Below are 21,708 nucleotides of genomic sequence, written 5' to 3' on the forward strand. Positions count from 1 at the left end.
TGCCGCCGGACCGGCGGCCCCGTCAGGCGGCGGGCGCCGGGCCGAGGGCGAGCGCCGCGGCGTCGCGGGCGCAGCCCCAGGACAGCATCACGCCGTTGCCCGCGTGGCCGTAGTTGTGCACGACGAGCGCGTCGCCACGCCGCTCGGCCTCCACGCGCGGCGCCGCCCGGCCGGGACGCAGCCCGACGCGGTGTTCGAGGACCTCGGCGGCGGCCAGGGCGGGTTCGATCGCGACGCACCGGGCGAGGACGTCGGCCTCCTCGGCCGGATCGGGGGTGGTGTCGTCGCTGCGCCGCTGGCCGCCGCCGAGCACCACGTGGTCGCCGTGCGGGAAGATCGACGCCCATGTCGGCGCCATCGGCGCCTCCATGAAGAACCGGTCCAGGCCGGGGTTGCGCACCACGATCCGGGGGCCGCGCACCGGGTGCAGGCCGGTGTCGCCGGGCGGGGACAGATTCGGGCCGACCATCGCCCCGGCCAGCGCCGACGTCGTGTGCGCGGGCGGCGCCGCGGTGCGAACGAGCACCCGGGCGCCGCTCTCGACCAGCCGGATGCCGGTGCTGAGCCCGCTCACCCCCGCTCCGAGGACGACGACGTCCGGACGTGCGGCCATGGCGGCTCCATCCACTCGACGGTCGCGGCGGTCCGCCCATTCTGCACCCCCGGGTGGCGCGCCGCCGTCGCTAGCGCTGCCAGGAGTCGAGGCCGCGGACCGCGGACCGGGCGACGTCGTCGGCCAGGCCGGGGTCGTTGCTGGTGCCCTCCCAGCCCTGGTCGTGCACGACCGTGACCGCGTCGGCGACCCGGATCACGAGGATCTGGCTGGTGGTCCGGCCCTCGGCCGGGCTGCCGTCCAGGCTGGTCGCCGGGCGGCTCACCGTCACCAGCAGGGCCTCGTCCCCGGTTCCGGCCATCGGCTCGGACCGGACGGTGACGGTGCCGCCCGAGGCCTGGAACGACCGGCAGTCCGCGACCGCGCCGCGTACCCGGCGCAGGTAGTCGGCCGCGCCGGTGCCCTCGAAGGCGAAGACGGTCTGGTGCAGCGTGCCGTAGGGGACGTTCTCCGGCGGGTCCTTGGGCTGCTTGTAGGCGCTCATCATGGCGGCGCTCGCGGTGACCGACCGCCCGCCGCTGCGGAACTCCTGGTCGCACAATCCGGGCAGCGCGTCGGTGACCTCCATCGGCTGCGCGTCGGTCTTGCGCAGCTCCGGCGGCAGATCGGCGAAGGCTGACGTCGGAATCGTGACGCGTCCGCCGGACGAGGCCGACGGCGACGGCGTCGCGGTCGTCGAGCCGGCGGCCGGCGGCGAGGTGGTCCCCGCGGCGCCACCGTCGTTCGCGCCGCCGTCGCCACACGCGCCGGCCAGCAGCGCGGTGACGAGCAGGGGTGCGCCAAGCATCCGTCTACGGCGACTCGGTGTCCTCACGTCGACCTCCGTCCCGGGCCCGTCCCGACGAATTCCCGATGCGGCGTCACCCGAAACAGCACCGCCACTCCCCCAACGCCCGGCCCCGCTGCCGGGTTCCGGCCGGTCCACCCACAAGGGTGCAGCGACTTCGCAAACAAGTGCTTGCACAAATGATTGTTTGCGATAGCGTGAGGGCATGCCCTCCGATCCCGACCTCGACCTCGCCTTCGCCGCCCTCGGCGACCCGGTCCGCCGCGCCCTGGTGACCCGCCTCGCCCGTGGTGAGGCCACAGTCGGCGAGCTGGGTGAGCCGTTCGATCTGACGCCGCAGGCAATCTCCCACCACGTCGGCGTCCTGCGCCGGTGCGGCCTGGTCGAGCAGCGACGCGAGGGCACACGGCGACCGTGCCGGCTGCGCGTCGACCGGCTCACCCGGCTGAGCACGTGGATCGACGAGCAGCGCCGCGCTTGGGACGACCGCCTCGACGCGCTGGAGACGCACCTCTCCGCTCCGGAGGCGACCCGGTGAGGGCGGCTACCGAACGACACGGCGACGAACTGATCGCCCGCCGCCATCTGCCCGCCCTGCCCGACCGGGTGTGGCATGCCTTCACCTCACCGACCGGGATCGCCGCGTTCTGGGGCGGCTCGCACGCCACCGTGCCGCAGGCGTCGGTGACTGTCGACCTGCGACCCGGCGGGGAGTTCGCGCTCGACACCCGTGCCCCGGACGGCCGGACCGGGCGGCTGCGGTTCGTCTACGTACGCGTCGAACCGCCGAGCGAGCTGGTGTTCGACGAGCCGGTCACCGGCCTGCGCACCACAGTCACGCTGCGGCCCGCCGGACACGGCACCGACCTCACCGTGCACCAGCGCAAGCTTCCGCCCGAGCTGCGCACCGACCAGGCGGCCGACGGGCTCGCCTCGATCCTCGACGCCCTCGCCGCCCACCTCCGACACCACGACGATGGAGACAGCAGTGACCCGAGCAACCCAGCGTGACCTGGTCGCCGAATACTTCGACGGCTTCCGGGCGAGCGACCACGAGCGCATCCTCGCCACGCTCACCGACGACGTCGAGTGGGTCATCCACGGCCACCGCACCACCCGGGGCCGGACGGAGTTCGACGGCGAGATCGAGAATCCGGCCTTCACCGGCAGCCCGCAGCTCGACGTCGAGCGCGTGCACGAGGACGGGCCGGTCGTCGTGGTGACCGGCGAGGGCCGGGGTGTCAGCGTCGAGCACGGGCCGTTCCGGTTCGCCTTCAACGACCTGTTCACGTTCCGGGACGGGCTCATCGCCCGCGTCGACTCCTACGTCGTACCGCTGGGGGCCGCCGGGTCGTGAGCGCGGCGGCTGCCGGGCCGGGTGAAGGCCCGGCGGTACGCCGACGGCGAGGTCCGCATCGCGGCGGTGAAGTGGTGCCGGAACGTCGCCGCAGTCTCGAAACCGACGGTCGTGGCGACCTCCTCGATCGGCACGGTGGTCGTCTCCAGCAGCGGAAGGCTGGCCTGGACGCGCCGGTCGATCAGCCACCGGATCGGTGTGGTGCCGGTGGCCCGCGCGAAGTGCCGCAGGTAGGTACGCGCCGACATGTGCGCCTGCCGCGCCAGCCGGTCGACTGTGATCGGGGTGTCGAGGTTCGCCAGCGCCCACGACATGCTCGCGGCGAGCCGGTCGTCCTCCGGGTCGCCGGGCACCGGCGACTCGATGAACTGCGCCTGGCCGCCTTCGCGGTGCGGCGGCACGACCAGCCGGCGGGCGACCGCGTTGGCGATCGTCGGGCCGTGGTCGCGGCGTACCAGGTGGACGCAGAGGTCGAGACCGGCGGCGCTGCCGGCGCTGGTGAGGATGTCGCCGTCGTCGACGTAGAGCACGTCCGGGTCGACGCGTACCGCCGGGTGGCGCCGGGCGAGCAGGTCGGCGTACCGCCAGTGGGTGGTGGCCCGGCGACCGTCGAGCAGGCCCGCGCCGGCCAGCGCGAACGCGCCCGAGCAGATCGACACGATCCGGGCGCCGCGCCGGTGGGCCGCACGGAGCGCGCCGGTGAGCGCCGGTGTCGGGTCGGCGTGCACGTCGGCGACCCCGGGCACGATCAGCGTGCCGGCGGCGGCGAACGCGTCGAGGCCGTGGCCGGTGTGCAGGGTGGCGCCGCCGACCAGCCGCACCGTGCCGGGGGTCTCCGCGCAGACGGTCAGCTCGTACCAGGGCACGTCGAACTCGGGGCGGGGCAGGCCGAACACCTCGGTGACGATGCCGGTCTCGAACACCGACATGCCCTCGTACGCCAGCACCGACACGGTGGCGCGGTTCATGGCGGGATCTTAGCGAAGGGCGTCGCTCGCGCCACTGGAGCGGCCGGACGGCGGCCACCACGATGGGTGCCATGTCGAACGTCCTGCGCATTCCCGCCGCCCGCCCCGCCGACGCCCTCGCCCACTTCGCGGCCCGGCTCTCGTTCGAGGCCGACGTGAGCGACGTGCGCGCCGACCTGGAGGCGGGCGTCCCCGGCCTGGTCGTGGTCGACTCGCGCTCCCTTCCGGCGTGGCGGCAGGGGCACATCCCCGGCGCCGTGCACCTGCCCACCACCGAGATCGCCGCGCGGGCGGGCGAGCTGGTCCCGCCGGACGCCACTGTGGTCACCTACTGCTGGGGGCCGGGCTGCAACGGCGCCACCCGCGCGGCGCTGGAGTTCGCCCGGCTCGGCCGGCCGGTCAAGGAGATGATCGGCGGGTACGAGTACTGGGTGCGGGAGGGTTTCCCGGTACGCACCGAGGCGGGCTCGTCCGGCGGCCCGCCGACGACCTCACCGCCCCGGCCGGCGTCTCGTGCGGCTGCTGAGGCGTGTCGGTTCCGTACAAGACAGCAGGTGGCGGCCGTTCCTAGCATGGCCGCATGCGTGATCTTGTGTACACCGGATTCATGTCGCTCGACGGCGTCGTGGACTCCCCCGGCGGCGGCCCGGGCGAGGAGCACCGCAGCGGCGGCTGGGTCGTCAAGGACGTCGAGTTCCTGCCGGAGGCGTTCTCGCTCAAGGGCGAGGAACTGACGCAGACCACGGCGCTGATGTTCGGCCGGCGCAGCTACGAGGCGTTCGCGCCGACCTGGCGCGACTCCGAGGACCACGCCGCCTACCGGGACCTGCCGAAGTACGTGGTATCGTCCAGTCTGCCCGAGGACGCGCTGGTCGACGGCTGGGGGCCGACGACGGTCCTGCGGAGCACCGCCGACGTGGCCGCGCTCAAGCAGGGCGACGGCGGCGACGTCTTCATCCACGGCAGCGCGGAACTCGCCCGCCGTCTCGCCGAGGCGGACCTGATCGACAGGTACCACCTGCTCGTCTTCCCGGTGCTGCTCGGCGCCGGCAAGAGCCTGTTCAGCCAGGCCGACCGGGACCGGCAGACGCTGCGTCTGCGCGACTCCGCCGCCTACCCCAACGGCGTGGTCAAGCTGATCTACGACGTGACCCGCTGAGCCGGGTCCAGCGCTATCGCACCACCTGCGCCCGCGCGCAGCTCACCGGCCGTCCGCCCGACGTACCGGCGCAGCGCGCGGGCCAGGTGCGGTTCGTCCACGTACCCGAAGGTGGTGACCGCGTCGGCGGGCGGGCCGCCGGCGGCCAGCAGCACGGCGGCGCGGCGCGCGCGGTCGATCTGCCGCACCGCGCCCCGGGTCAGGCCGGTCGCGGCGCGGAACCGGCGTTCGAGGGTACGGGGTGAGGCCGGTGGGCGGCCGCCGCGCAGGGTCTCGGTGACGAGCGGGTCGCGGACCACCACGCCGGCGCGGACCAGCCGGTCGACCAGGGCCTCGGCGTCGTCCGGGCCGGGCGTGGGCCACCGGCCGCCGTCGAGCCGGAACTTCCGGCGGCTCACGTCGGGCAGCTCGGTGCCGCCGTCGACCAGCGCGGGCGTGGGTACGAGCCGCAGCGAGGTGCCCACCGCGAACTCGATGCCGACGAACGTGGCGCCCTCGGGCACCGGCGCGGTGCCGGTCGCGGTCTCGGGGCCGGAGACGGCCGCGTACGAGCGCCCGTCGCGCTGCCAGAACACGAGTCCCCAGCACGGGGTCGCCACCGACGTCATCTCGTCGACCCGATCGCTGGTGCAGGTCCACACGGTGTCGATCCAGTCCGAGTCGGACGTCCGGGTGGTGAACCGCAGCTCCACGGCAGGAGCATACGGCGGCCACGGGGCACGAGTGGTCGGGCGCCCGGGGAACGGCCGGTCCGGCTCAGTCCCGCAAACCCATCGCCCGGCGGATCGGCTCGGCCGTCGTCGGATCTGCCAGCCTCATGACGCTGATGAATCCGTTCCAGGTGGTCGCGCCGACGAGCACACGCTCGTCCAGCGCCGCCATGACGAAGCCAGGTCGTCCCGAAGGGCCTCCCAGCACACCCTGGTCCACGCCCTTGCCGATGACGTCCCATTCGTCGCGCAGCCGCACCCGGGCCCAGTGCGGCCTCGCTGACGGCTCTCCGTCGACCGGCCCGACCGAGACGAGAAAGCACCCCTCTTCGTCGAACAACCGGCCCGTGTACGCGAAGTCCCACCACGCCGCGTTGGCGCCCTCGATCAGGCAGGAGTCGTCGAACATGAACTCGACATCCTCCCTGCCGTCCTCGGTCGAGCACGCGGAGAGCATCCAGGCCGCCGAGGCCGGGAGCCCGGCGGAGTCCCAGTGGAAGTCGACCACCTCCACCCCGGCGGTTCCCAGGGAAGCAACGATCATCTCCCGGTCCGGCATTCTTCTCCCCCGGTCCTGTGTCCCGCACTACCGTGCGGCGGATTCCTGCCCGTTCCGCTCGTCGTCCCGGGCGGGGTAGCCGAGGATCTCCGCGAGGTCACCGGCCGCCTTCGTGTACGCGGCGTAGATGTCGTCGTCGAAGTGGTTGCGCCAGTCGCCGGACGCGCCCTTGCGGTAGTGGGAGATCCGCCCGGGCGTCTCCTTCGACTTCTTCATCCTGGTGAAGCTGTAGCGGGCCAGCAGGGCCTCCAGCTCGGCCGGGGGCAGCGTGATGCCGCAGTGCCGCAGGAGCTGGTCGACCTCGTCGGCCTGCCGCTCGCCGGTCAGGTCCTCGTAGCGGAACAGCCGGAACGTCTCGTCGCTCGGCGCGACCGCCCAGGACCGCATCTGCCCGAACTGCTTCTTGTCGCGCAGGCGGTCGATGACGTAGAGCATGCCCTCCTTCTTCGGCAGTTCCTGGAGGGCCTTGCGTGCCTGCGGGATGTCGCCCATCGGGGCGTGCGAGTTGCGCAGCGAGAAGTAGCTGGACACGACCACGTCGCGCGGGTCGCGGATCACGAAGAACGCGCGGTAGCTGCCGGCCTTGGGCACCGCCTCGAACCGCTTGTGGGAGAGGAAGATCGCCAGGCCGATGCGGCCGGCCGGCACCGGCGCGGTCGCGCCGCCGGAGTAGAAGCGCGGGTCGTAGGGCAGCATCCCGCAGTGGCGGTAGACGGCCGGGTCGCTGAACAACGCCTTGATCCACTGGCTGCCGGTCTTGCGGACGGTGCAGTGGAAGATGTTGTCGAACTCGCTGTGGGCCACCACCGGAACGGTGAGTCGCATACGGGCGTTGCGCGCTTCCATCTGCGCCCGCCGGGCCTTGACCCGCAGAGAATTCGGCGAATTGTGCTTGGCGAATTCGACGGCCCGATTAATCATTTCCCAACCTCATCCGGACCCCGCGGAGCAGGGGCAGCACGAACACCTTTCCGCACGTCACGCAGGTGAAGTCCGCAGACCTCGCCTGCTCCGCCCCGCGCCCCGACGCGCCGCTAGGAATATCCCCGACGGTCCGATTGATGTCAATCCCGGGCGGCTGGGAGAACGCTGAAAATCTACAATTTCCATAGGAATTGCGGAATAGGTGCGACGGGCACCCGCGGCGACCCGCGCACCGGCACAATGAGCGCCGTGCTCACCGCCACCCGCGACCTGCTCGCCGCCCTCGACCCGCTGCCCCACCGCGACCGGACGCGGCGCCTCGTGGCGTGGGCACGCACCGCGCCCGACCGGGCGCAGGTCTGCGCCGACCTGCGCCGGCACGGGCCCTACGAGCGGCGTCTCGCGCTGCTCGCCGCGCTGGCGACCCGGGACACCGCGGCCGTCCTGGCCGCGACGTTCGACCCGGAACCCTCGATCGCCGCCACCGCGCTGACCGCCGCCGTGCGGGCCGGCGTGACGCCCGCCGACCTGACCGACCGGCCGGCCGGCGCGCGGCGGCGCGTCTACCGGGCGCTGCGCCGCAACCCGGTGCCGGCCGTCGCCGACGCGCTGATCATCGGGGTACGCGAGCGGTTCGGTGACCACGAGGCCGCCGCGTTGCTGCCGGCGTGCGGCCCCGAGACGGTACGGGCGTGGCTGCCCGATCTGGAACACGCGCTGAACCCGGAACGGCTGATGCGGTCGCACTCCGACATCGTGCTGACGCGCACCGGTGAGCGGATGGCCGTGGCCCCACCGGAGTCACGCGGGCGGATCTGGGCGGAGGTCGCCGGCGCGGTGCTGCACGGCGATCCGGCGCGGGCGCTGGACCTGCTCGACGGGTACGCGCCCGAGGAGTCGCTGCCCGGCCCGCCCGTCGCGTACGGGCGGCTCGCCGCGCACGACGCCCGCCGGGTCGTCCGCCTGCTCACGTCGCCCGCACGCGCGGCCTGGCTGGCACGGACCACGCTGCCCCGGGCGCTGCTGCGCCGCCTCGCCGCGCTGCCCACCGCCGAGCTGGTCCCGCTGGCCGCCCGGCTGCGGGAGCACGACCACGCGCTGGCCGCGTTGCTGCGCGCCGTCGCGCCGAGCCGCCGCGCCGAGCTGTACGACGGGGCGCTGGCCGACACCGACACCACGGCGCTGCTGCCCGGCGCCCAGGTGATGGAGGTGCTGCCGGCGGCGGTACGGGCGCGCGAGGCGGCCCGGGTGCTGACCCTGCCGTCGGTCCGCGAGCGGGAGGAGCAGGTGCGGTTCTGGAGCGCGTACCTGCCCTGGCCGGAGGCGTCCGCGTCGGCGAGCGCGGCGCTGCGCTCGGGCGACGCGGACGAGCGGGCGGACGGCTGGCGGCTGCTGGTGGCGGCCGCGCGACGCTCCCGCGACCCGCGCACGGTGGCCCAGGTGGTGGTCCGGCTCGGCCGGCTGCGCAACGAGCAGGACCCGGTACGCGCGGCCGCGCTCACCGCGCTCGCCACTGTGGCGCCGCTGCTCACCGCCACGAGCGCCGGTGGACTGACCGGGCTCACCACCGACGCGGTCGACGCGCGGGACGCCTCGGCGACCACCACCACCGCGTTGAGCCGGCTCGCCGTCGACGTCCTCACCCACCACGTGGACGTGCCGGAACTGGTCGAATGGGCACTGCGCACGATCGACGCGGTGAGCAGCGACACGAACGTTCCGGTGCTGCGCCGGCTCGACACCGTGCTGCGGCACGGCCAGGAGGCGGTGGTGTTCGACCGGCTGCGCGGCCGGATCGAGGCCGGCATGGCGCGCGGCCGGTACGGACTGCTGTTCGCGTTCACCCACGCGCTCGGGCGGCGGGCCTGGCGTCTGCCGGGGCTGCAGGACCTGCTGCGCCGGACGATCGGGCCGGACACCCTGCCCGCTGTGGCCCGGACGGCGGCCGGGCTCTGGCTCGCCGATCCGCGTACCCGCTCGCGGCGCGTCGCCGAGGTGCTCGACGTCGACGCGTCGGCGATCGCGATCGGCGAGGTGTGGGCGATCGTCTGCACGTCCCGCACCGACCTGCTCGACCGGGTGCTGGACCGGCCCCCGCGCGGCCGGTTCGTGGAGAACGGGAAACGGTGGGTGCCCGGCCCGGCGCCGCACGCGCAACGGTGGCTCCCCCGCCACCAGGAACGCTTCGTGGCGCTCCAGGCGCGCGTCGTCGCCGACTCCGGTCACCGGGTGTGGCAGCGGGCGGCGGCGATCCGGGCCGCCGCCGGGGCCGGACCGGCCGGACGCGAGCTGGTGCTGCGCCACGTCGACGCGTCCGAGGTGCCGGTCGCCGAGGCGGCGCTGGGCGCGCTGGTCTGGACCGACCGGCCGGACGAGGCGTTCCCGGTGCTGCTCCGGTACGCCGACGGCGACCGGGCACGCGTCGCGCTGTACGCCGCCGCGCGGGCCGCCCGGTACGTCCCGCCGGCCCGGCTGGCCGAGCTGCTGGGCGGGGTGCTGACCGGTGCCGCGAAGGTCACCAGCCGCAAGGAGGCCGCGCGGCTCCTGGCCCGCTACGCGCAGGTGGACGTGATGGCGGCGCTCGGTGAGGCGTACGCCGATCCGGACACGCACCGCGACGTGCGCGCGGCGATCGTCTCCGCCGCCCGGCAGCGGCTGGGGACCGAGGCGGGCTGGGCGGTCCTGCGCGCGGCGGTGCACGCCAGCCGGGAGGAGCGGCGGGCGGTGCTCGGCGCGTACCCGTCCGGGATCTCGCAGCGCCACCGCCGCACCTACGCCGCGCTGGTGGTGCAGGCGTGCCGGGCCGACGACCGGGAGGTCCGCCGCGCGGCGTTCGACGCGCTCGGCGAGTGGTGGCAGTGGCTGACCGGCGTCACCGACCTGGTCGTGGACCGGCTCACCGACCCGGACGAGACGACGCCGGGCATCGGGGTGGCGAACCTGCTGCGGGCCGGTGGCGACGGGGCGTTCCGGGCCGCGCTGGCCCGGCTGGTGGAGCGGGACGCCGCCGACGACGATCCGGGCGGTCCGGCCGCCGACCGGCCCGCCCGGCGGCGCGTCGAGCTGCTCGCGGAGGGCGCGGCCCTGTGGTCCGACAGCCGCCCGGCCGCCGCCGACCGGGCCGGGCTGGTCGAGGCCGCGCGGTGGCTCGCCGGCCGGGACACCTTCCTGGGTACGGCCACCGGGCTGCTCGTCGACCTCGGCCGCCTCGACGACCTGGACGAGGTCGCCGCGCTCTGCGCGGGCCGGCCCGTGGTCGCGGTGCGCACCGCGCAACGCGTCGGCGATCGCCTGCTCACCATGCGGCGGCGGCCCGACCCGGCGGCGCTCGCCGGCACGGTGGCCCGCCTCGCCGGGCGCGGCGACCTGGCCGGTGGGCTGTTCGCGGTGGCGCTCGTCGCGCACGGGTCGGAGTTCGGCTGGAAGACGCCGTGGCGGGACCTGCTCGTCGGCTTGCGCCGCCATCCGGACGCCGACGTGCGGGAGGCCGCGTACACGCTCGACATGAGCTGACCGGGCCGGGCGTCGCCCTATGCTCGGGGCGTGACGCTTCAGCGGATGGACCACGTCAGCGTCGTGGTGGACGACCTGCCGGCCGCCATCGCCTTCTTCACCGAACTCGGCATGGAGGTGGAGGGCGAGACGCCGGTCGAGGGGGCCTGGGTGGACCGGGTCAACGGCATGGACGGCGTGCGGGTGGACATCGCGATGATGCGCACCCCGGACGGCCACGGCAAGCTCGAACTGACGCGGTTCCGGGCGCCGGCGCTCGTCGCCGCCGAACCGTCGGACGCGCCGCCGAACACGCTCGGCCTGCGGTCGGTCATGTTCGCCGTGGACGACGTCGACGACACGGTGGCCCGCCTGCGGGCCCACGGCGGCGAGCTGATCGGTGAGGTGGCGGACTACGGCGACGTCTACCGGCTGTGCTACCTGCGCGGCCCGGCGGGAGTCATCGTGGCGCTGGCCCAGCAGCTCGGCTGACCGCTACCCGGCGTCCACGGCGGCCAGCACCGTCATCGCCTCGCGTTCGCGGACGGCCAGATCGGCGAGGACCGCCGAGGCGCGGGTCAGGTGGCTGGCGTCGCCGGTCCGCCCGGCGGTCGCGATGTGGTCGGCGACGGCGGTCCACAGCGGCGCGATGCCGGCGTACATCCGCTGTGCCCGCCGCACCCGCGCGTCCCCGGTGACGGCGGCGGCCTCGGTGAGGAAGTCGCGGTACACGGCGCGGAACAGCGCGCCGCCGGTGCCGCCGCGTTCCATCAGCGTCGCGGCGAGCGGCAGGTCGCGGGCCGGATCGGCGGCGCGGTCCAGCCAGCGGGTCACCCGGGCGGCGGCGGTGGCGATCCCCCGGTGGCCGAGGTTGGCGATCGGCGGGTCGAGGAACGCCCCGGCGTTGGCGCGTACCGCCGCGCGGACGGCGGCGGCCAGGTCCGGCGGGCCGCCGGGCGCGGTGAGCGTGTACGACAGGTGGCGCGCGGTCATCGGTCCACGCGCGGCGCGCGCCCGCGCCAGGCTCTCCAGCGTGGTGGTCACCGCGCCGCCCTGCTGGGCGGTGTCGACCAGGTGGGCGTGGGTGTCGTCGTAGCCGTACACGGCGACTGTGTGCCCGCCGAAGTGGACCCGGGTGGTGAAGTAGTCCAGGTGGTACGAGTCCAGTTGCAGGCCGACCGGGTGCCCGGCGTCCAGCGCCTCGGTGACGTTCCGCCACGCCCTGGCCGCCGACGTCGTCTCCCGGACGCGCAGGTCCAACCCGAGGCGACCGGCGGCGGCGCGGGTCACGCACAGCGGCTTGGTGCGCCCGCCGAGGAACGGCACGTCCATGCCCTTGGCGTCCCAGTAGACGAAGCCGAGCCCCTCGCCGAGACCGAACAGCATCGGCTCGGACAGGTCCAGGCCCGCGTGCCGGGTCAGCACGCCGAGCGTGGTGGTCTCGCAGTGCACCCCGCCGGTCGGCGTCACGTCGTCGAGAATCACGTCGCCTCCTGTTCCGCCGTCACGGCGCTCGGATCGTGCGTCGCGGCGACGGCGCCCGGATCGTGCGCTCCAGCGGCGGTGCCCGGGGCGTCCCCGGAGGGCGGGGTCAGCAGCGGGCGCAGCGGTCCGTCGCCGGGGATGCCGGGCATCCGGCGGGCCACCCCGGCGAGCAGGTCGGCGGCCTGGACGCGCGGGTCGTCGCGCGAATCGGTCATCACCAGCCCGGCCAGCGGTGACGGACCGGCCGGGTCGACCGCGGCCAGTGCCGCCTGGAGGCGGCGCAGCCGGTCCTGGGTGAGCGCGCTCTGCTCGTCGTGGATCACCAGCACCCGCCGCCGGCCGCCGCTCCAGTGCAGGACGGTCTCGGCCAGCGCCGGCAGCAGCGGCTCCAGCGGTGGCGGGATCGTCCGGTCGCCCGCGTACAACCTGGCCTGCATCTCAGCCACCCGGGCCGGATCGAGCGCGTCGAGGACCGCGCCGGCCGCCTCGTCGCCGACGTGACGCCGTAACGCGTCCCGCGCGGCGAAGAACCGTTGCACGCTCCGGTCGTCCGCCCGATCCCGCCGCTTGGTGCGCAGCATCTCGACGACGGTGGCGAGGAAGACCGCCCAGCCGGGTCCGGCCGCCCGCCCGGCCCGGTGCAGCGCCGCCGCGGCCTGACGCCGGTCACCGGCGAGGCGGGTGCCCGCCGCGTACGACGGCTCGGCCAGCAGCAGGTCGACGACCCGGGTGGCGAGGAAGAACTCCTTGTCGACCAGGTGCACGTGCGCCCGGCCGCGCAGCGCGGACAGGAACCACTCCACCGCCTCGGCGGCCTCGCGGCGGCGCAGGAACTGCCGGGACTTGACCTCGTCGGGCGAGAACCGGAACCCGGACCGCAGCGTACGGATCAACGCAGCGGCCTCGTCACGGCTCAGGTCGACGCTGGCGTGGACGATCACCGGGGTGGCCGGATCGAGCAGGTTGGTCCCGGAGAAACCGGACTCGTCGCAGGCGATCTCCAGCACCGCGCCGGTCAGCGCCTCGCCGGGTGGCAGCCCACCCTGGAGCGGCAGCCTCGCACCCGTCGACCCGGCCATGCCGACCATGCTCGCCCACCCGGCCCGCGGCGGACCAGCGGTTAACCCGGATCGGGCCGGAGGCGGGTCGCGCCGGCTCATTCCAGCGGCCGGTAGATCGCCGCCAGACGCGGCAGGCGGGCGCGCATCTGCTCGTCGTCGCCGAAGTCGAAGTCCTCACCGGCCGGGTCGGCCGGCGCCGGGCCGGGGGGAGCAGCACGGTCGGCGGCGTCGAGCGCCTCCCAGAACGCGTCGGTGCCGGCGCCGGTCGCCTCGGCGTAGGCGTCGCCCGCCGCGCTCAGCACCGCCTCGCACTCGACCGCGTCGTCTTCCGGGTCGACGCCGGCCTCGGCGAGCGAGTCGGGATCGGCGACGGCCCGCTCCCAGACCGCCCGCCCCTGCGCGACCAGCCAGCCGCGGAAGTAGTCGAACCCGTCGTCCGAGCAGCCGCCGCGCATGAGATAGGCGGCCGCCCACAGGTCCCAGCGCCACGCCTCCAGATTCACGTCGTCGTACGCCTGCTCGAAGCCCACGATCGCTGCCGGGCTCAGCGTCGACAGCTCCGCGACGAGGTGCCGGGCCACCGCGTCGGCCCCCTCGGCGGTGACCGTCTCGCGGCCCGCGGCGCCACGCGCCCGCTCCACGATGTCCCAGAACGTCTCCCGATCCACGGCGGGACCGTACGCCGGCCCACCGACAAGCTGTCAGCGGCCGTGTCAGCGCCGTGTCAGGGCGGTGGCGGTACGGCCGCCCATGGTGGTCGCATGACGAGTTCAGCGATAACGGTCTCCGGGCTGCGCAAGGCGTACAAGGACAAGGTGGTGCTCGACGGCATCGATCTGGACGTCCCCGCCGGGACGATCTTCTCCCTGCTCGGCCCGAACGGAGCCGGCAAGACGACAGCGATCAACATCCTGACCACCCTGATCCGCGCCGACGCCGGGTCGGTGCGGGTGGCCGGGCACGACGTCGTCACCGAGGCCAAGGCGGTCCGCGCGGCGATCGGCGTGACCGGGCAGTTCGCGGCGGTGGACGAACTGCTGACCGGGCGGGAGAACCTGCAACTGATGGTCGACCTCGGCCCGCGCAACCGCGTGCCCGGCAAGCGGGTCGTCGCGGAGTTGCTGGAACGGTTCGACCTGGTCGAGGCCGCCGACAAGCCGGTGTCGACGTACTCCGGGGGCATGCGCCGCAAGCTGGACCTGGCGATGACGCTGGTCGGCGAGCCGCGGATCATCTTCCTGGACGAGCCGACGACCGGGCTGGACCCGCGCAGCCGCCGCACCATGTGGTCGATCATCAGGGATCTGGTCGCAGGCGGCGTGACGGTCTTCCTCACCACCCAGTACCTCGACGAGGCCGACCGTCTCGCCGACCGGATCGCGGTGCTCGACCAGGGCCGGCTGGTCGCCCAGGGCACGCCGGAGGAGCTGAAGCGCCGGATCCCCGGCACGCACGTGCGGTTGCGGTTCGGCACCGTCGCCGAACTCGACGCGGCGGCGCTGGTGCTGCCCGAGGCGGTACGCGACGAGGAGGCGCTGGCGCTGCGGGTGCCCGCCGACGGCGGAACCGCGGCGCTGCGCGCCCTGCTCGACCGGCTCGACGCGCACGCGATCAACGCCGACGACCTGTCCGTGCAGACCCCCGACCTCGACGACGTGTTCCTGGCCCTGACGGGCCGTACCCCGGAGGTGGCCGCCAGATGAGCAGAAACCACTCGGTCGTCATGCTGCGCCGCAACCTGACGCACCTGCGCCGCAACCCGACCTCGGTGTTCAACGCGGTGCTGATGCCGATCATCGTCATGCTGATGTTCGTGTACATGCTCGGCGACGCGTTCTCCGTCGGCGTCGACTACGTCGACTACGCGACGCCGGGCCTGATGCTGCTGGCGGTCTGCTACGGCCTCGGCGGCACCGCGACGTCGGTGAACTCCGACATGACCAAGGGCATCATCAACCGTTTCAAGGTCATGCACGTCTCCCGGGGCGCGGTGCTGACCGGCCACGTCGTCGCCACCGTGCTGACGAACGTCCTCGCGGTCGCGGCCCTGGTCGGGGTGGCGTTCCTGCTCGGCTTCCGCCCGGCCGCCGATCCCCTGCACTGGCTCGGCGTGGCCGGCGTGGTGGTGCTGCTCAGCGTCGCCGTCAGCTGGTTCACAGTCGCGCTGGGCCTGTTCGCGAAGTCGCCGGAGTCGGCGGGCATGGCCTCCGTCCCGCTGGTCCTGCTGCCGTTCTTCAGCAGCGCGATCGTGCCCGCGGACAAGATGGGGCCGGGACTGCGGCAGTTCGCCGAGTACCAGCCGTTCACGCCGATCATCGAGACCCTGCGCGGCCTGCTCGACGGCGCGCCGTCGGCCGGCGACGTGATCCCCGCGGTCGTCTGGTGCGCCGGCATCGCGGTGGTCGGCTACCTGTGGGCGCGGTCCACGTTCACGAAGCGAGCGTGATCTCCACCAGCCGCTCCCAGCCGGTCTCCCGGCCCTGTGCGACCGCCTCGGCGAACTCCGCGTCGCCGAGGCGGTCGCGCGCCGCCGCCTCGATCCGCGGCACGTCGGGGTGGGCGCGGTCGGGCAGCCCGCGTACCGCGGTGGCGGCGCCGAGCAGCCGCGCCGCCTGGTCCGGCCGGTCCAGCCGCAACGCCAGGTCCGCGACACCGACGAGCACCTGCGCGGTCAGCGGCGCGTAGCCACCCTCGCGCGCCGCCCGGCACGCCGCCGCCCGATGGGTACGAGCCTGCTCGACGTCGTCGGCCAGGTAACCCAGCAGATCCTGGATGCCCGCCCGGACACTCGCCAGGTCCGCCTCGTCGCCGAGCAGCGCCGACACCGACCGCAGCTGCGCGTACGCCTCGTCCGCGTCACCGTCGTGGCGGGCCAGGTACGCCCGGACCAGCGCCAGCTCGGCCAGCGCGCCCGGCCAGGCGACCCCCGCGGCGAGCCGGTGCGCCTCGGCCAGCGCGGCGGCGCTCGCCGACTCGTCGCCGCCCAGCCGGTACAGCCAGGCCAGCCGCGCCCGCATCCGGATCACGTCCTCGACGGCGCCGACCTCGGTGACCGCCGTGACCGCCTGCTCGTAGTAGTCGCAGGCGGCGGCGACGTCACCGCGTACGGCGATCAGCTCGGCCAGCTCGCTGAGCGCGAACGAGATCCCGAAGCGTTCACCGACCGCCCGGAACTCGGCGAGCGCCTGCCGCAGGCACGCCTCCGCCTCCGCCGCCTCGACGCCGAGGATGACCCGCAGCTTGCCCAGGTGCAGCCGTGCCAGCGCGCGTACCCACGGGTCCTCGTGGTCGAGCAGCGACTCCCAGGCGGGCAGCAGCGCGTCCGGCTCCCGCAGCATGCGCTCCATCGGCACGACCAGGGCCAGCTCCGGGTGACCACCGTGACCTTCGCCGCTCAACCGGTACGCCTTGTGGATCCACTCGGCCGCGTGCTGCGCGTCGCCCGGCCCGGAGCTGAGGAACAGCACCACGAGTCCGTACACCACGGCTCGGATGTCGTCGGGCACGTCGCCGGGCGCCTCGGTGGCCGCGATGATCAGTTCCATGCCCTCGGTCCGGTGGCCGCCGAGCCACCAGTACCAGCCGGCGCCGGCCGCGAGCCGCATCGCCTCGCGCCCCTCACCCGCGGCGAGCGCCCCCCGCACGGCTGCGGTGATGTTGTCGTGCTCGGCTTCCAGCCGGGCGAGCCAGGTGAGCTGGTCGGCGCGGCGCAGCCGCGGCTCGGCGGTCTCGGCCAGCTCGGTGAAGTACGCCAGGTGCGCGCGACGGGCGAGGTCCGCCTCCCCCGCCTCGGCGAGCCGCTGTGCGGCGTACTCCTTGATCGTGCCGAGCATGCGGTAGCGCGGTGCGACGTCGCCGGCGGCGACCAGCAGCGACTTGTCGGTCAGCGCGGTGAGCAGGTCGAGCACGTCGCCCGGCTCGACGGCGCCGCCGGCGCAGACCCGCTCGGCCGCGTCCAGGCTCGCCCCGCCGGAGAACACCGACAGCCGGCGCAGCACCGCGCGTTCGGCGTCGCTGAGCAGCTCCCAGCTCCAGTCGACCATCGCGCGCAGCGTCCGGTGCCGGGGCAGGGCGGTCCGGCTGCCGCCGGTGAGCAGCCGGAACCGGTCGTCGAGCCGGGTGGCGAGCTGGTCGACGGACATGGTGCGCAGCCGCGCCGCGGCCAGCTCGATCGCCAGCGGCATGCCGTCGAGCGCGCGGCAGATCCGCGCCATCGTCGTCGCGGTACGGGCGTCGAAGGCGAGGTCCCGGCGTACCGCCGCGGCCCGGTCCCGCAGCAGGCGCACGGCGGGCGACGACCCGACCTCGGCGATCGGGGCGTCGCCGTCCGGCAGGCCCAGCGGCGCGACCGGCCACAGCGCCTCCCCGGTGATGCCGAGCGGTTCCCGGCTCGTGGCCAGGATCCGCAGCCGCCGGCACTCGCCGAGCAGCCGGTGCGCCAGCGCCGCCGCCTGGTCGACGACGTGTTCGCAGTTGTCCAGGATCAGCAGCATCTCCCGGTCCCGGATCGCCGCGACGAGCCGGTCGGCCGGTTCCGCGCTGCCCGCGTCGCCGAGCAGCGCGTCGCGCAGGCCGAGCCCGGAGATCGTCGCCTGCACCACGTCCCCGCCGGCGCTGACGGCGGCGAACTCCACCAGCCACACGCCGTCCGGCAGGTCGCCCGTCATCCGGCGCCCGGTCTCCGTGGCCAGCCTGGTCTTCCCGGAGCCGCCCGGGCCGGTGAGCGTGGTGAGCCGGTGCTCGGCCACCAGCGTGCCGACCGCGGTGAGGTCGGCGTCCCGGCCGACGAAGCTGGTCAGCTCGGCGCGCAGGTTGGTGCGGCGGGTGTCCTCCCGGCGGACCGTCTCGCCGCGCAGCAGGGCGACGTGCAGCGCCGACAGTTCCGGCGACGGGTCGGCGCCCAGCGCGTCGGCGAGCGCGTCGGCGGTGCGCTGGTAGACCAGCAGCGCCTCGGTGTCGCGGCCGGCCGCGACGAGCGCGCGCATCAGCGCCGTGGCGAGCCGCTCGCGCACGGGATGGGCGGCCACCAGGTCGGTCAGCTCCGGGATCAGGTCGGCCTCCCGGCCGAGCCCGATCTCGGCGTCGTACCGGTCCTCCGTCGCGGTCAGGCGCAGCCGTTCCAGCCGGGTGGCCGCCGCGTCGAGCGCCGGACTGTCGGGCAGGCCGATGTCGCGCAGCGCGTCGCCGCGCCACAGGCCCAGCGCCTCGCGCAGCAGCCGTACCCGCTGCGGCCCGTCGCCGTCGCGGGCCCGGCGGACGAGACGCTCGAACCGTACGGCGTCGACGGCGTCGGGCTCGACGGCGAGCCGGTAGCCGTCGGGCAGCCCGTCGACGGTGCCCGCCGGCAGCGCCTTGCGCAGCCGGGAGACCAGCCGTTGCAGCGCGTTCGCGGCGTCGGCGGGCGGCTGCTCGCCCCAGATCCAGTCGACGAGCGTCGCCTTCGGGACCACGCGACCGGGCTGGAGCGCGAGGGCGGCCAGCAGCCCGCGCAGCCGCGCGCCCGGCACGTCGGCCGGTACGCCACCGTCCGTGGTGACCTGGAACGGCCCGAGCAACCCGATCTGCACCCGCCGATCCTGCCACGCCCGGCGACCGGGTCCGGTCCGCCGCCCCCGCCGGTCAGGTGGCCAGGCGCAGGTGGCGGCGCTGCCGCAGCCGCACCGCGGCGGCCGCCACGACCAGCAGCGTGAGTGCGACAGCGAAGGCCAGCCCGTGGGTCAGGCCGCGGTTGAGGTAGCCGCCGTCGGTGTGGTCGACGGCGTACGTGGCGAGCTCGCGGCTGAACCAGAACGGCAACGCGCGGGTGGCGCTGCCCGCCGGGTCCATCACCATCTGGAGACCGACCACTGTGAGCAGCACCAGCGTGCCCTCCAGCTCGCGCGGCAGCACGGCGCTCAGCAGCAGGCCGAACGGCACCGACACGAACACGGTCAGCGCCATGATCAGGGCGATCGCGCCGTACCGGACGTCGCGCTGGTCGGCCAGGACGAGCAGGAAGTACGGAGTGGAGAGGAGCATGCCGACGGTCCACAGCGCGAGCAGCCGGCCGAGCACCAGGTGCCGGCTGCCGTAGCCGGAGAGCCGCAGGCGGGGTTCGATGCCGCGCGCCGCGCTGCCCGCGAACAGCGCGGCGGTGCTGAGCGCCCAGCCCAGGCCGAGGCAGACGAAGCGGATCGACTGTCCGAGGTGGTCGCCGCGGCGGCTCAGATAGAACGCCAGCGGCATCAGCAGCAGGATGACCAGCACGGTACGGCGGCGCAGCAGCTCGCGCAGGGCGGCCTCGGCCACCACCAGGGTCCGGCTCACGCGTCACGCTCCCCGGCCAGGTCGAGCACGACGTCGACGCGGTCGAGCTGGTTGAGCAGGTGGGTGACGACCACGACGGCCTTGCCGGCGTCGCGCCAGCGCCACACCTCGTGCCAGAAGTCGAGGTAGGTGCCCCTGTCGAACCCCTGGTAGGGCTCGTCGAGGAGCAGCACGTCCGGCTCGCCGAGCCGGGCCAGCACCAGGTTGAGCTTCTGCCGTGTGCCGCCGGAGAGGTGCCGGGCCTGGATGCGTCGCGGCGGTGTCCACTCCAGCCCGGCCGCCTCCGCGCGACCGGCCCGACGGGCCGCCGTCCGGCCCAGCCCCCGGCCGGCGCCGATCAGCACGAAGTGCTCGTCCGGGCTGAGGAACTCGGCGGTGCCGCCGTCCTGCGGGCAGTAGCCGAGCGTGCCGTGCACCTCGACGGTGCCCGCCTCCGGGCTCAGCAGGCCGGCGCAGATCCGCAGGAAGGTGCTCTTGCCGGCGCCGTTGGCACCGACCACCGCCGCGATCTGGCCCGCCCGGACGGTGAGGTCGACCCGGTCCAGGACGGTCCGCCCCCGGTAGCGCTTGGTGATGCCGCGCGCGGCGAGCCGCACCGGTCCGGGCTGGCGGCGCGGCGGTCGCACGTCGGGGCCACCGAGGCTGTCGACCACCGCCCGGGCGTACGTCTCCGGCGCGCCGAAGACCCGCAGCGGCGACTCCCCGCTGTCGAGCAGGTGGGTGGCCGCCTCGGCGACGACGTGACCGGTCAGGTCGGGCCCCACCCCGTGCCGGCGCAGCTCGCCGGTCAGGGCGGCGAGCCAGGGTTCGTGGTTCACCGCTTCGGCTCCTCGCGCAGTATCGTGCCCACGCTCGACGCGAAGGCGCTCCAGTCGATCGCGGCCGCCCGCAACGCCGCGCTGCCGGCCGGGCTGATCCGGTAGTACTTCCTCGCGGGCCCGGTCCCGCCCTCCCGCCAGTGCGCGGTGAGCAGGCCGGAGCGCTGCAACCGCAGCAGCACCGGGTAGAGGGTGCCGCCCTGCACGGCGCCCAGCCCGTGGGCCCGCAACGCCTGGGACAGCTCGTAGCCGTAGGACTCGCCCCGGCTCAGCAGCGCGAGCACGCAGAGGTCGAGCACCCCGCGCAGCCACTGCGCCCGCCGTTCCTGGTTCATCCCGCTCCGCACTGTCCCGATCGGACGACATCCGGCAGTGACGGTAGCGCCGCCATCTAGGTAGCGCAACCATCTAGTGGGGTCTCCTCCGGCCCGGCGAGGCTGATAGGTTGCGCGCTCCGCACGGGTTCGACGGGGGAATGCGCATGTCCGACACGGGGGCCGGATCCGAGCAGGGACCGGCGGGGGACGCGGAACAGCGGGGAGAGACCGCCTGGATGCGGCCGGCCGGCGAGCCGCCCGGCGTTCCCGGGCCGCCACCACCGCCCGCCACCGGGCCGGGTCACGGGTCGCCCGTTCCGGGTTACGGGCCGCCCATCGCTGGTCCGCCGTACGGTCCGGCCACGCCGGCTGCGCCGTTCGGGCCGTACCCGCCACCCGGCCCGCAGTCGTCCGGCCGCAGCCGCGGTCTGGTCGTCGCCGTCGCGGTGCTGAGCGTGCTGCTGCTGGTGGCGTGCTCGGGCCTGATCGGCGGCGCGTTCCTGCTGGGTTCCTCGCCCCGCGAGACGGCCGAGCGGGAGCCCGCCGCGCCGCCGGTGGCGCCCTGGCGGTCGTCCGGCGCGACGCCCACGCCGGGTGCGACGGCGAGCGCGGAGCCGTCGGCGCGCGGGCCGCAGCCGAGCGACTTCCCGGCGGCGCAGATCTCCGATCTCAACGACGTGTGCGACGGCGTTCTCTACTTCCCGCAGTCGCCGAGGCGCACCGGAGCGGCGCCGCACCCGGTGGCACTGCTCGTCGGCACCGACCTGGGCACGGGCAGCCGCCGCCACGACCAGGTCTACTACTACGACGAGGGCCTGTCGAAGCGGGTGGAGCGGACCTGGGCGTCGGAGGACCCGAAGACCGTGCAGATGGTCGCCTGCCTGGATCGCACGAGCACCGGCGCGACGATCCGCAAGTGCCGCTACGACGACCCGAAGCCGGACACGCTGACGCTGCTGAAGGCCACCTACCGCCTGCGGGTGTACGAGGTGGCGACCGGCCGCCGACTGCTGGACAAGACCATGGGCGGGGACGACCAGCAGTGCCCGTACGTGGTCCTGTACGGCTCGGACAAGAAGATCTACGCCGAGGTCAGCCACCGATCGCTGCTCGGGGCGCTGCGCAACCTGGTGAAGCGGTAGGCGGGCGACG

Annotated in this window: 22 protein-coding genes and 1 pseudogene; 10 read left to right on the forward strand and 13 right to left on the reverse strand. The window is 74.7% G+C overall.

Annotated elements, in window-relative coordinates; all coding sequences use genetic code 11:
• Nucleotides 1-22: 22 nt before the first annotated feature.
• Nucleotides 23-613 carry an FAD-dependent oxidoreductase gene (locus BFV98_RS09995; RefSeq protein ID WP_071095975.1) on the reverse strand — a complete coding sequence of 197 codons (591 nt, stop codon included), beginning with the start codon at nucleotides 611-613 and terminating at the stop codon, nucleotides 23-25.
• A gap of 70 nt (nucleotides 614-683) precedes the next feature.
• Nucleotides 684-1,400, reverse strand: a complete 717-nt coding sequence (locus BFV98_RS10000) for a hypothetical protein (RefSeq protein WP_013285183.1) — start codon at nucleotides 1,398-1,400, stop codon at nucleotides 684-686.
• A 205-nt stretch (nucleotides 1,401-1,605) separates the two neighbouring features.
• Here BFV98_RS10000 and BFV98_RS10005 point away from each other — a divergent pair, with 205 nt between their 5' ends.
• Genes BFV98_RS10005 through BFV98_RS10015 form a run of 3 tightly spaced genes read left to right on the forward strand, consistent with a single transcriptional unit; the run spans nucleotide 1,606 to nucleotide 2,757 of the window.
• On the forward strand, nucleotides 1,606-1,938 hold the full coding sequence (locus tag BFV98_RS10005) for a helix-turn-helix transcriptional regulator (RefSeq protein ID WP_013474669.1): 333 nt from the start codon (nucleotides 1,606-1,608) through the stop codon (nucleotides 1,936-1,938).
• Nucleotides 1,935-2,411: an SRPBCC domain-containing protein gene (locus BFV98_RS10010; protein WP_071095976.1), complete on the forward strand. Its 477-nt coding sequence runs from the start codon at nucleotides 1,935-1,937 to the stop codon at nucleotides 2,409-2,411. Before BFV98_RS10005 ends, BFV98_RS10010 begins: the two co-directional genes overlap by 4 nt.
• Nucleotides 2,389-2,757 carry a nuclear transport factor 2 family protein gene (locus BFV98_RS10015; protein WP_071095978.1) on the forward strand — a complete coding sequence of 123 codons (369 nt, stop codon included), beginning with the start codon at nucleotides 2,389-2,391 and terminating at the stop codon, nucleotides 2,755-2,757. The genes BFV98_RS10010 and BFV98_RS10015 overlap by 23 nt, the downstream gene beginning before the upstream one ends.
• Here the strand turns inward: BFV98_RS10015 and ftrA are convergent.
• Entirely contained in the window at nucleotides 2,724-3,725 is a 1,002-nt protein-coding gene (ftrA, locus tag BFV98_RS10020) for a transcriptional regulator FtrA (RefSeq protein WP_071095981.1), read from the reverse strand. The genes BFV98_RS10015 and ftrA overlap by 34 nt on opposite strands.
• A 62-nt stretch (nucleotides 3,726-3,787) precedes the next feature.
• Here ftrA and BFV98_RS31420 point away from each other — a divergent pair.
• Both BFV98_RS31420 and BFV98_RS10025 read left to right on the forward strand, forming a co-directional pair.
• Nucleotides 3,788-4,251 (forward strand): annotated as a pseudogene (locus BFV98_RS31420) (rhodanese-like domain-containing protein).
• A 54-nt stretch (nucleotides 4,252-4,305) separates the two neighbouring features.
• Nucleotides 4,306-4,884 carry a dihydrofolate reductase family protein gene (locus BFV98_RS10025; protein ID WP_071095982.1) on the forward strand — a complete coding sequence of 193 codons (579 nt, stop codon included), beginning with the start codon at nucleotides 4,306-4,308 and terminating at the stop codon, nucleotides 4,882-4,884.
• Here BFV98_RS10025 and BFV98_RS10030 read toward each other — a convergent pair.
• The 3 genes from BFV98_RS10030 to BFV98_RS10040 form a co-directional block, all read right to left on the reverse strand.
• On the reverse strand, nucleotides 4,866-5,576 hold the full coding sequence (locus BFV98_RS10030) for a helix-turn-helix domain-containing protein (RefSeq protein WP_071095984.1): 711 nt from the start codon (nucleotides 5,574-5,576) through the stop codon (nucleotides 4,866-4,868). The genes BFV98_RS10025 and BFV98_RS10030 overlap by 19 nt on opposite strands.
• 64 nt (nucleotides 5,577-5,640) lie before the next feature.
• Nucleotides 5,641-6,153: a hypothetical protein gene (locus BFV98_RS10035; protein ID WP_255368083.1), complete on the reverse strand. Its 513-nt coding sequence runs from the start codon at nucleotides 6,151-6,153 to the stop codon at nucleotides 5,641-5,643.
• A 27-nt stretch (nucleotides 6,154-6,180) separates the two neighbouring features.
• Complete coding sequence (locus tag BFV98_RS10040; protein ID WP_071095987.1) at nucleotides 6,181-7,074, reverse strand: sulfotransferase domain-containing protein; 894 nt, start codon at nucleotides 7,072-7,074, stop codon at nucleotides 6,181-6,183.
• Nucleotides 7,075-7,317: 243 nt separating this feature from the next.
• Here BFV98_RS10040 and BFV98_RS10045 point away from each other — a divergent pair, with 243 nt between their 5' ends.
• Together BFV98_RS10045 and BFV98_RS10050 are read left to right on the forward strand one after the other, a co-directional pair.
• Nucleotides 7,318-10,590 carry a hypothetical protein gene (locus BFV98_RS10045; protein WP_071095989.1) on the forward strand — a complete coding sequence of 1,091 codons (3,273 nt, stop codon included), beginning with the start codon at nucleotides 7,318-7,320 and terminating at the stop codon, nucleotides 10,588-10,590.
• Between the two features lie 45 nt (nucleotides 10,591-10,635).
• Complete coding sequence (locus BFV98_RS10050) at nucleotides 10,636-11,061, forward strand: VOC family protein (protein WP_071095991.1); 426 nt, start codon at nucleotides 10,636-10,638, stop codon at nucleotides 11,059-11,061.
• Between the two features lie 3 nt (nucleotides 11,062-11,064).
• Here BFV98_RS10050 and BFV98_RS10055 read toward each other — a convergent pair whose 3' ends face one another.
• The 3 genes from BFV98_RS10055 to BFV98_RS10065 all read right to left on the reverse strand — a co-directional run bounded on the left by BFV98_RS10055 (nucleotide 11,065) and on the right by BFV98_RS10065 (nucleotide 13,783).
• The gene (locus tag BFV98_RS10055) at nucleotides 11,065-12,054 is read right to left on the reverse strand and encodes a BtrH N-terminal domain-containing protein (RefSeq protein WP_071095993.1); all 990 of its coding nucleotides are present in this window, start codon (nucleotides 12,052-12,054) and stop codon (nucleotides 11,065-11,067) included.
• A complete protein-coding gene (locus BFV98_RS10060) occupies nucleotides 12,051-13,133 on the reverse strand; it encodes a DUF3800 domain-containing protein (protein WP_071098816.1) in 1,083 nt (360 codons plus the stop codon). Before BFV98_RS10060 ends, BFV98_RS10055 begins: the two co-directional genes overlap by 4 nt.
• A gap of 77 nt (nucleotides 13,134-13,210) precedes the next feature.
• Entirely contained in the window at nucleotides 13,211-13,783 is a 573-nt protein-coding gene (locus BFV98_RS10065; RefSeq protein ID WP_071095995.1) for a DUF4240 domain-containing protein, read from the reverse strand.
• Between the two features lie 93 nt (nucleotides 13,784-13,876).
• On the opposite strand from BFV98_RS10065, the gene BFV98_RS10070 reads away from it, so the two are divergent.
• Both BFV98_RS10070 and BFV98_RS10075 read left to right on the forward strand, forming a co-directional pair.
• On the forward strand, nucleotides 13,877-14,818 hold the full coding sequence (locus BFV98_RS10070) for a daunorubicin resistance protein DrrA family ABC transporter ATP-binding protein (RefSeq protein ID WP_013285168.1): 942 nt from the start codon (nucleotides 13,877-13,879) through the stop codon (nucleotides 14,816-14,818).
• A complete protein-coding gene (locus tag BFV98_RS10075; RefSeq protein ID WP_013285167.1) occupies nucleotides 14,815-15,561 on the forward strand; it encodes an ABC transporter permease in 747 nt (248 codons plus the stop codon). Before BFV98_RS10070 ends, BFV98_RS10075 begins: the two co-directional genes overlap by 4 nt.
• On the opposite strand, the gene BFV98_RS10080 is transcribed toward BFV98_RS10075, so the two are convergent.
• Genes BFV98_RS10080 through BFV98_RS10095 form a run of 4 tightly spaced genes read right to left on the reverse strand, consistent with a single transcriptional unit; the run spans nucleotide 15,545 to nucleotide 20,574 of the window.
• Entirely contained in the window at nucleotides 15,545-18,682 is a 3,138-nt protein-coding gene (locus BFV98_RS10080; RefSeq protein ID WP_071095996.1) for a BTAD domain-containing putative transcriptional regulator, read from the reverse strand. The two genes, BFV98_RS10075 and BFV98_RS10080, sit on opposite strands and share 17 nt — an antisense overlap.
• Nucleotides 18,683-18,734: 52 nt before the next feature.
• Complete coding sequence (locus tag BFV98_RS10085) at nucleotides 18,735-19,421, reverse strand: hypothetical protein (RefSeq protein WP_013285165.1); 687 nt, start codon at nucleotides 19,419-19,421, stop codon at nucleotides 18,735-18,737.
• Nucleotides 19,418-20,239, reverse strand: a complete 822-nt coding sequence (locus BFV98_RS10090) for an ATP-binding cassette domain-containing protein (protein ID WP_013285164.1) — start codon at nucleotides 20,237-20,239, stop codon at nucleotides 19,418-19,420. The genes BFV98_RS10085 and BFV98_RS10090 overlap by 4 nt, the downstream gene beginning before the upstream one ends.
• Entirely contained in the window at nucleotides 20,236-20,574 is a 339-nt protein-coding gene (locus BFV98_RS10095; protein ID WP_013285163.1) for a PadR family transcriptional regulator, read from the reverse strand. The genes BFV98_RS10090 and BFV98_RS10095 overlap by 4 nt, the downstream gene beginning before the upstream one ends.
• A 146-nt stretch (nucleotides 20,575-20,720) precedes the next feature.
• Here BFV98_RS10095 and BFV98_RS10100 point away from each other — a divergent pair, with 146 nt between their 5' ends.
• A complete protein-coding gene (locus BFV98_RS10100) occupies nucleotides 20,721-21,698 on the forward strand; it encodes a hypothetical protein (protein WP_071095998.1) in 978 nt (325 codons plus the stop codon).
• The last annotated feature ends 10 nt before the right edge of the window (nucleotides 21,699-21,708 follow it).

It is taken from the genome of Micromonospora sp. WMMB235 (assembly GCF_001855515.1).
Classification (GTDB): domain Bacteria; phylum Actinomycetota; class Actinomycetes; order Mycobacteriales; family Micromonosporaceae; genus Micromonospora; species Micromonospora aurantiaca.

What these genes read in the sequence shown, in the direction of transcription:
- BFV98_RS10070 (WP_013285168.1), top strand. Translation starts at nt 13,877, where the DNA reads ATGACGAGTTCAGCGATAACGGTCTCCGGGCTGCGCAAGGCGTACAAG.
- BFV98_RS10040 (WP_071095987.1), bottom strand. Translation starts at nt 7,074, where the DNA reads ATGATTAATCGGGCCGTCGAATTCGCCAAGCACAATTCGCCGAATTCT.
- BFV98_RS10035 (WP_255368083.1), bottom strand. Translation starts at nt 6,153, where the DNA reads ATGCCGGACCGGGAGATGATCGTTGCTTCCCTGGGAACCGCCGGGGTG.
- BFV98_RS10060 (WP_071098816.1), bottom strand. Translation starts at nt 13,133, where the DNA reads ATGGCCGGGTCGACGGGTGCGAGGCTGCCGCTCCAGGGTGGGCTGCCA.
- BFV98_RS10095 (WP_013285163.1), bottom strand. Translation starts at nt 20,574, where the DNA reads ATGAACCAGGAACGGCGGGCGCAGTGGCTGCGCGGGGTGCTCGACCTC.
- BFV98_RS10100 (WP_071095998.1), top strand. Translation starts at nt 20,721, where the DNA reads ATGTCCGACACGGGGGCCGGATCCGAGCAGGGACCGGCGGGGGACGCG.
- BFV98_RS10025 (WP_071095982.1), top strand. Translation starts at nt 4,306, where the DNA reads ATGCGTGATCTTGTGTACACCGGATTCATGTCGCTCGACGGCGTCGTG.
- BFV98_RS10075 (WP_013285167.1), top strand. Translation starts at nt 14,815, where the DNA reads ATGAGCAGAAACCACTCGGTCGTCATGCTGCGCCGCAACCTGACGCAC.
- BFV98_RS09995 (WP_071095975.1), bottom strand. Translation starts at nt 613, where the DNA reads ATGGCCGCACGTCCGGACGTCGTCGTCCTCGGAGCGGGGGTGAGCGGG.
- BFV98_RS10050 (WP_071095991.1), top strand. Translation starts at nt 10,636, where the DNA reads ATGGACCACGTCAGCGTCGTGGTGGACGACCTGCCGGCCGCCATCGCC.
- BFV98_RS10005 (WP_013474669.1), top strand. Translation starts at nt 1,606, where the DNA reads ATGCCCTCCGATCCCGACCTCGACCTCGCCTTCGCCGCCCTCGGCGAC.
- BFV98_RS10045 (WP_071095989.1), top strand. Translation starts at nt 7,318, where the DNA reads ATGAGCGCCGTGCTCACCGCCACCCGCGACCTGCTCGCCGCCCTCGAC.
- BFV98_RS10000 (WP_013285183.1), bottom strand. Translation starts at nt 1,400, where the DNA reads ATGCTTGGCGCACCCCTGCTCGTCACCGCGCTGCTGGCCGGCGCGTGT.
- ftrA (WP_071095981.1), bottom strand. Translation starts at nt 3,725, where the DNA reads ATGAACCGCGCCACCGTGTCGGTGCTGGCGTACGAGGGCATGTCGGTG.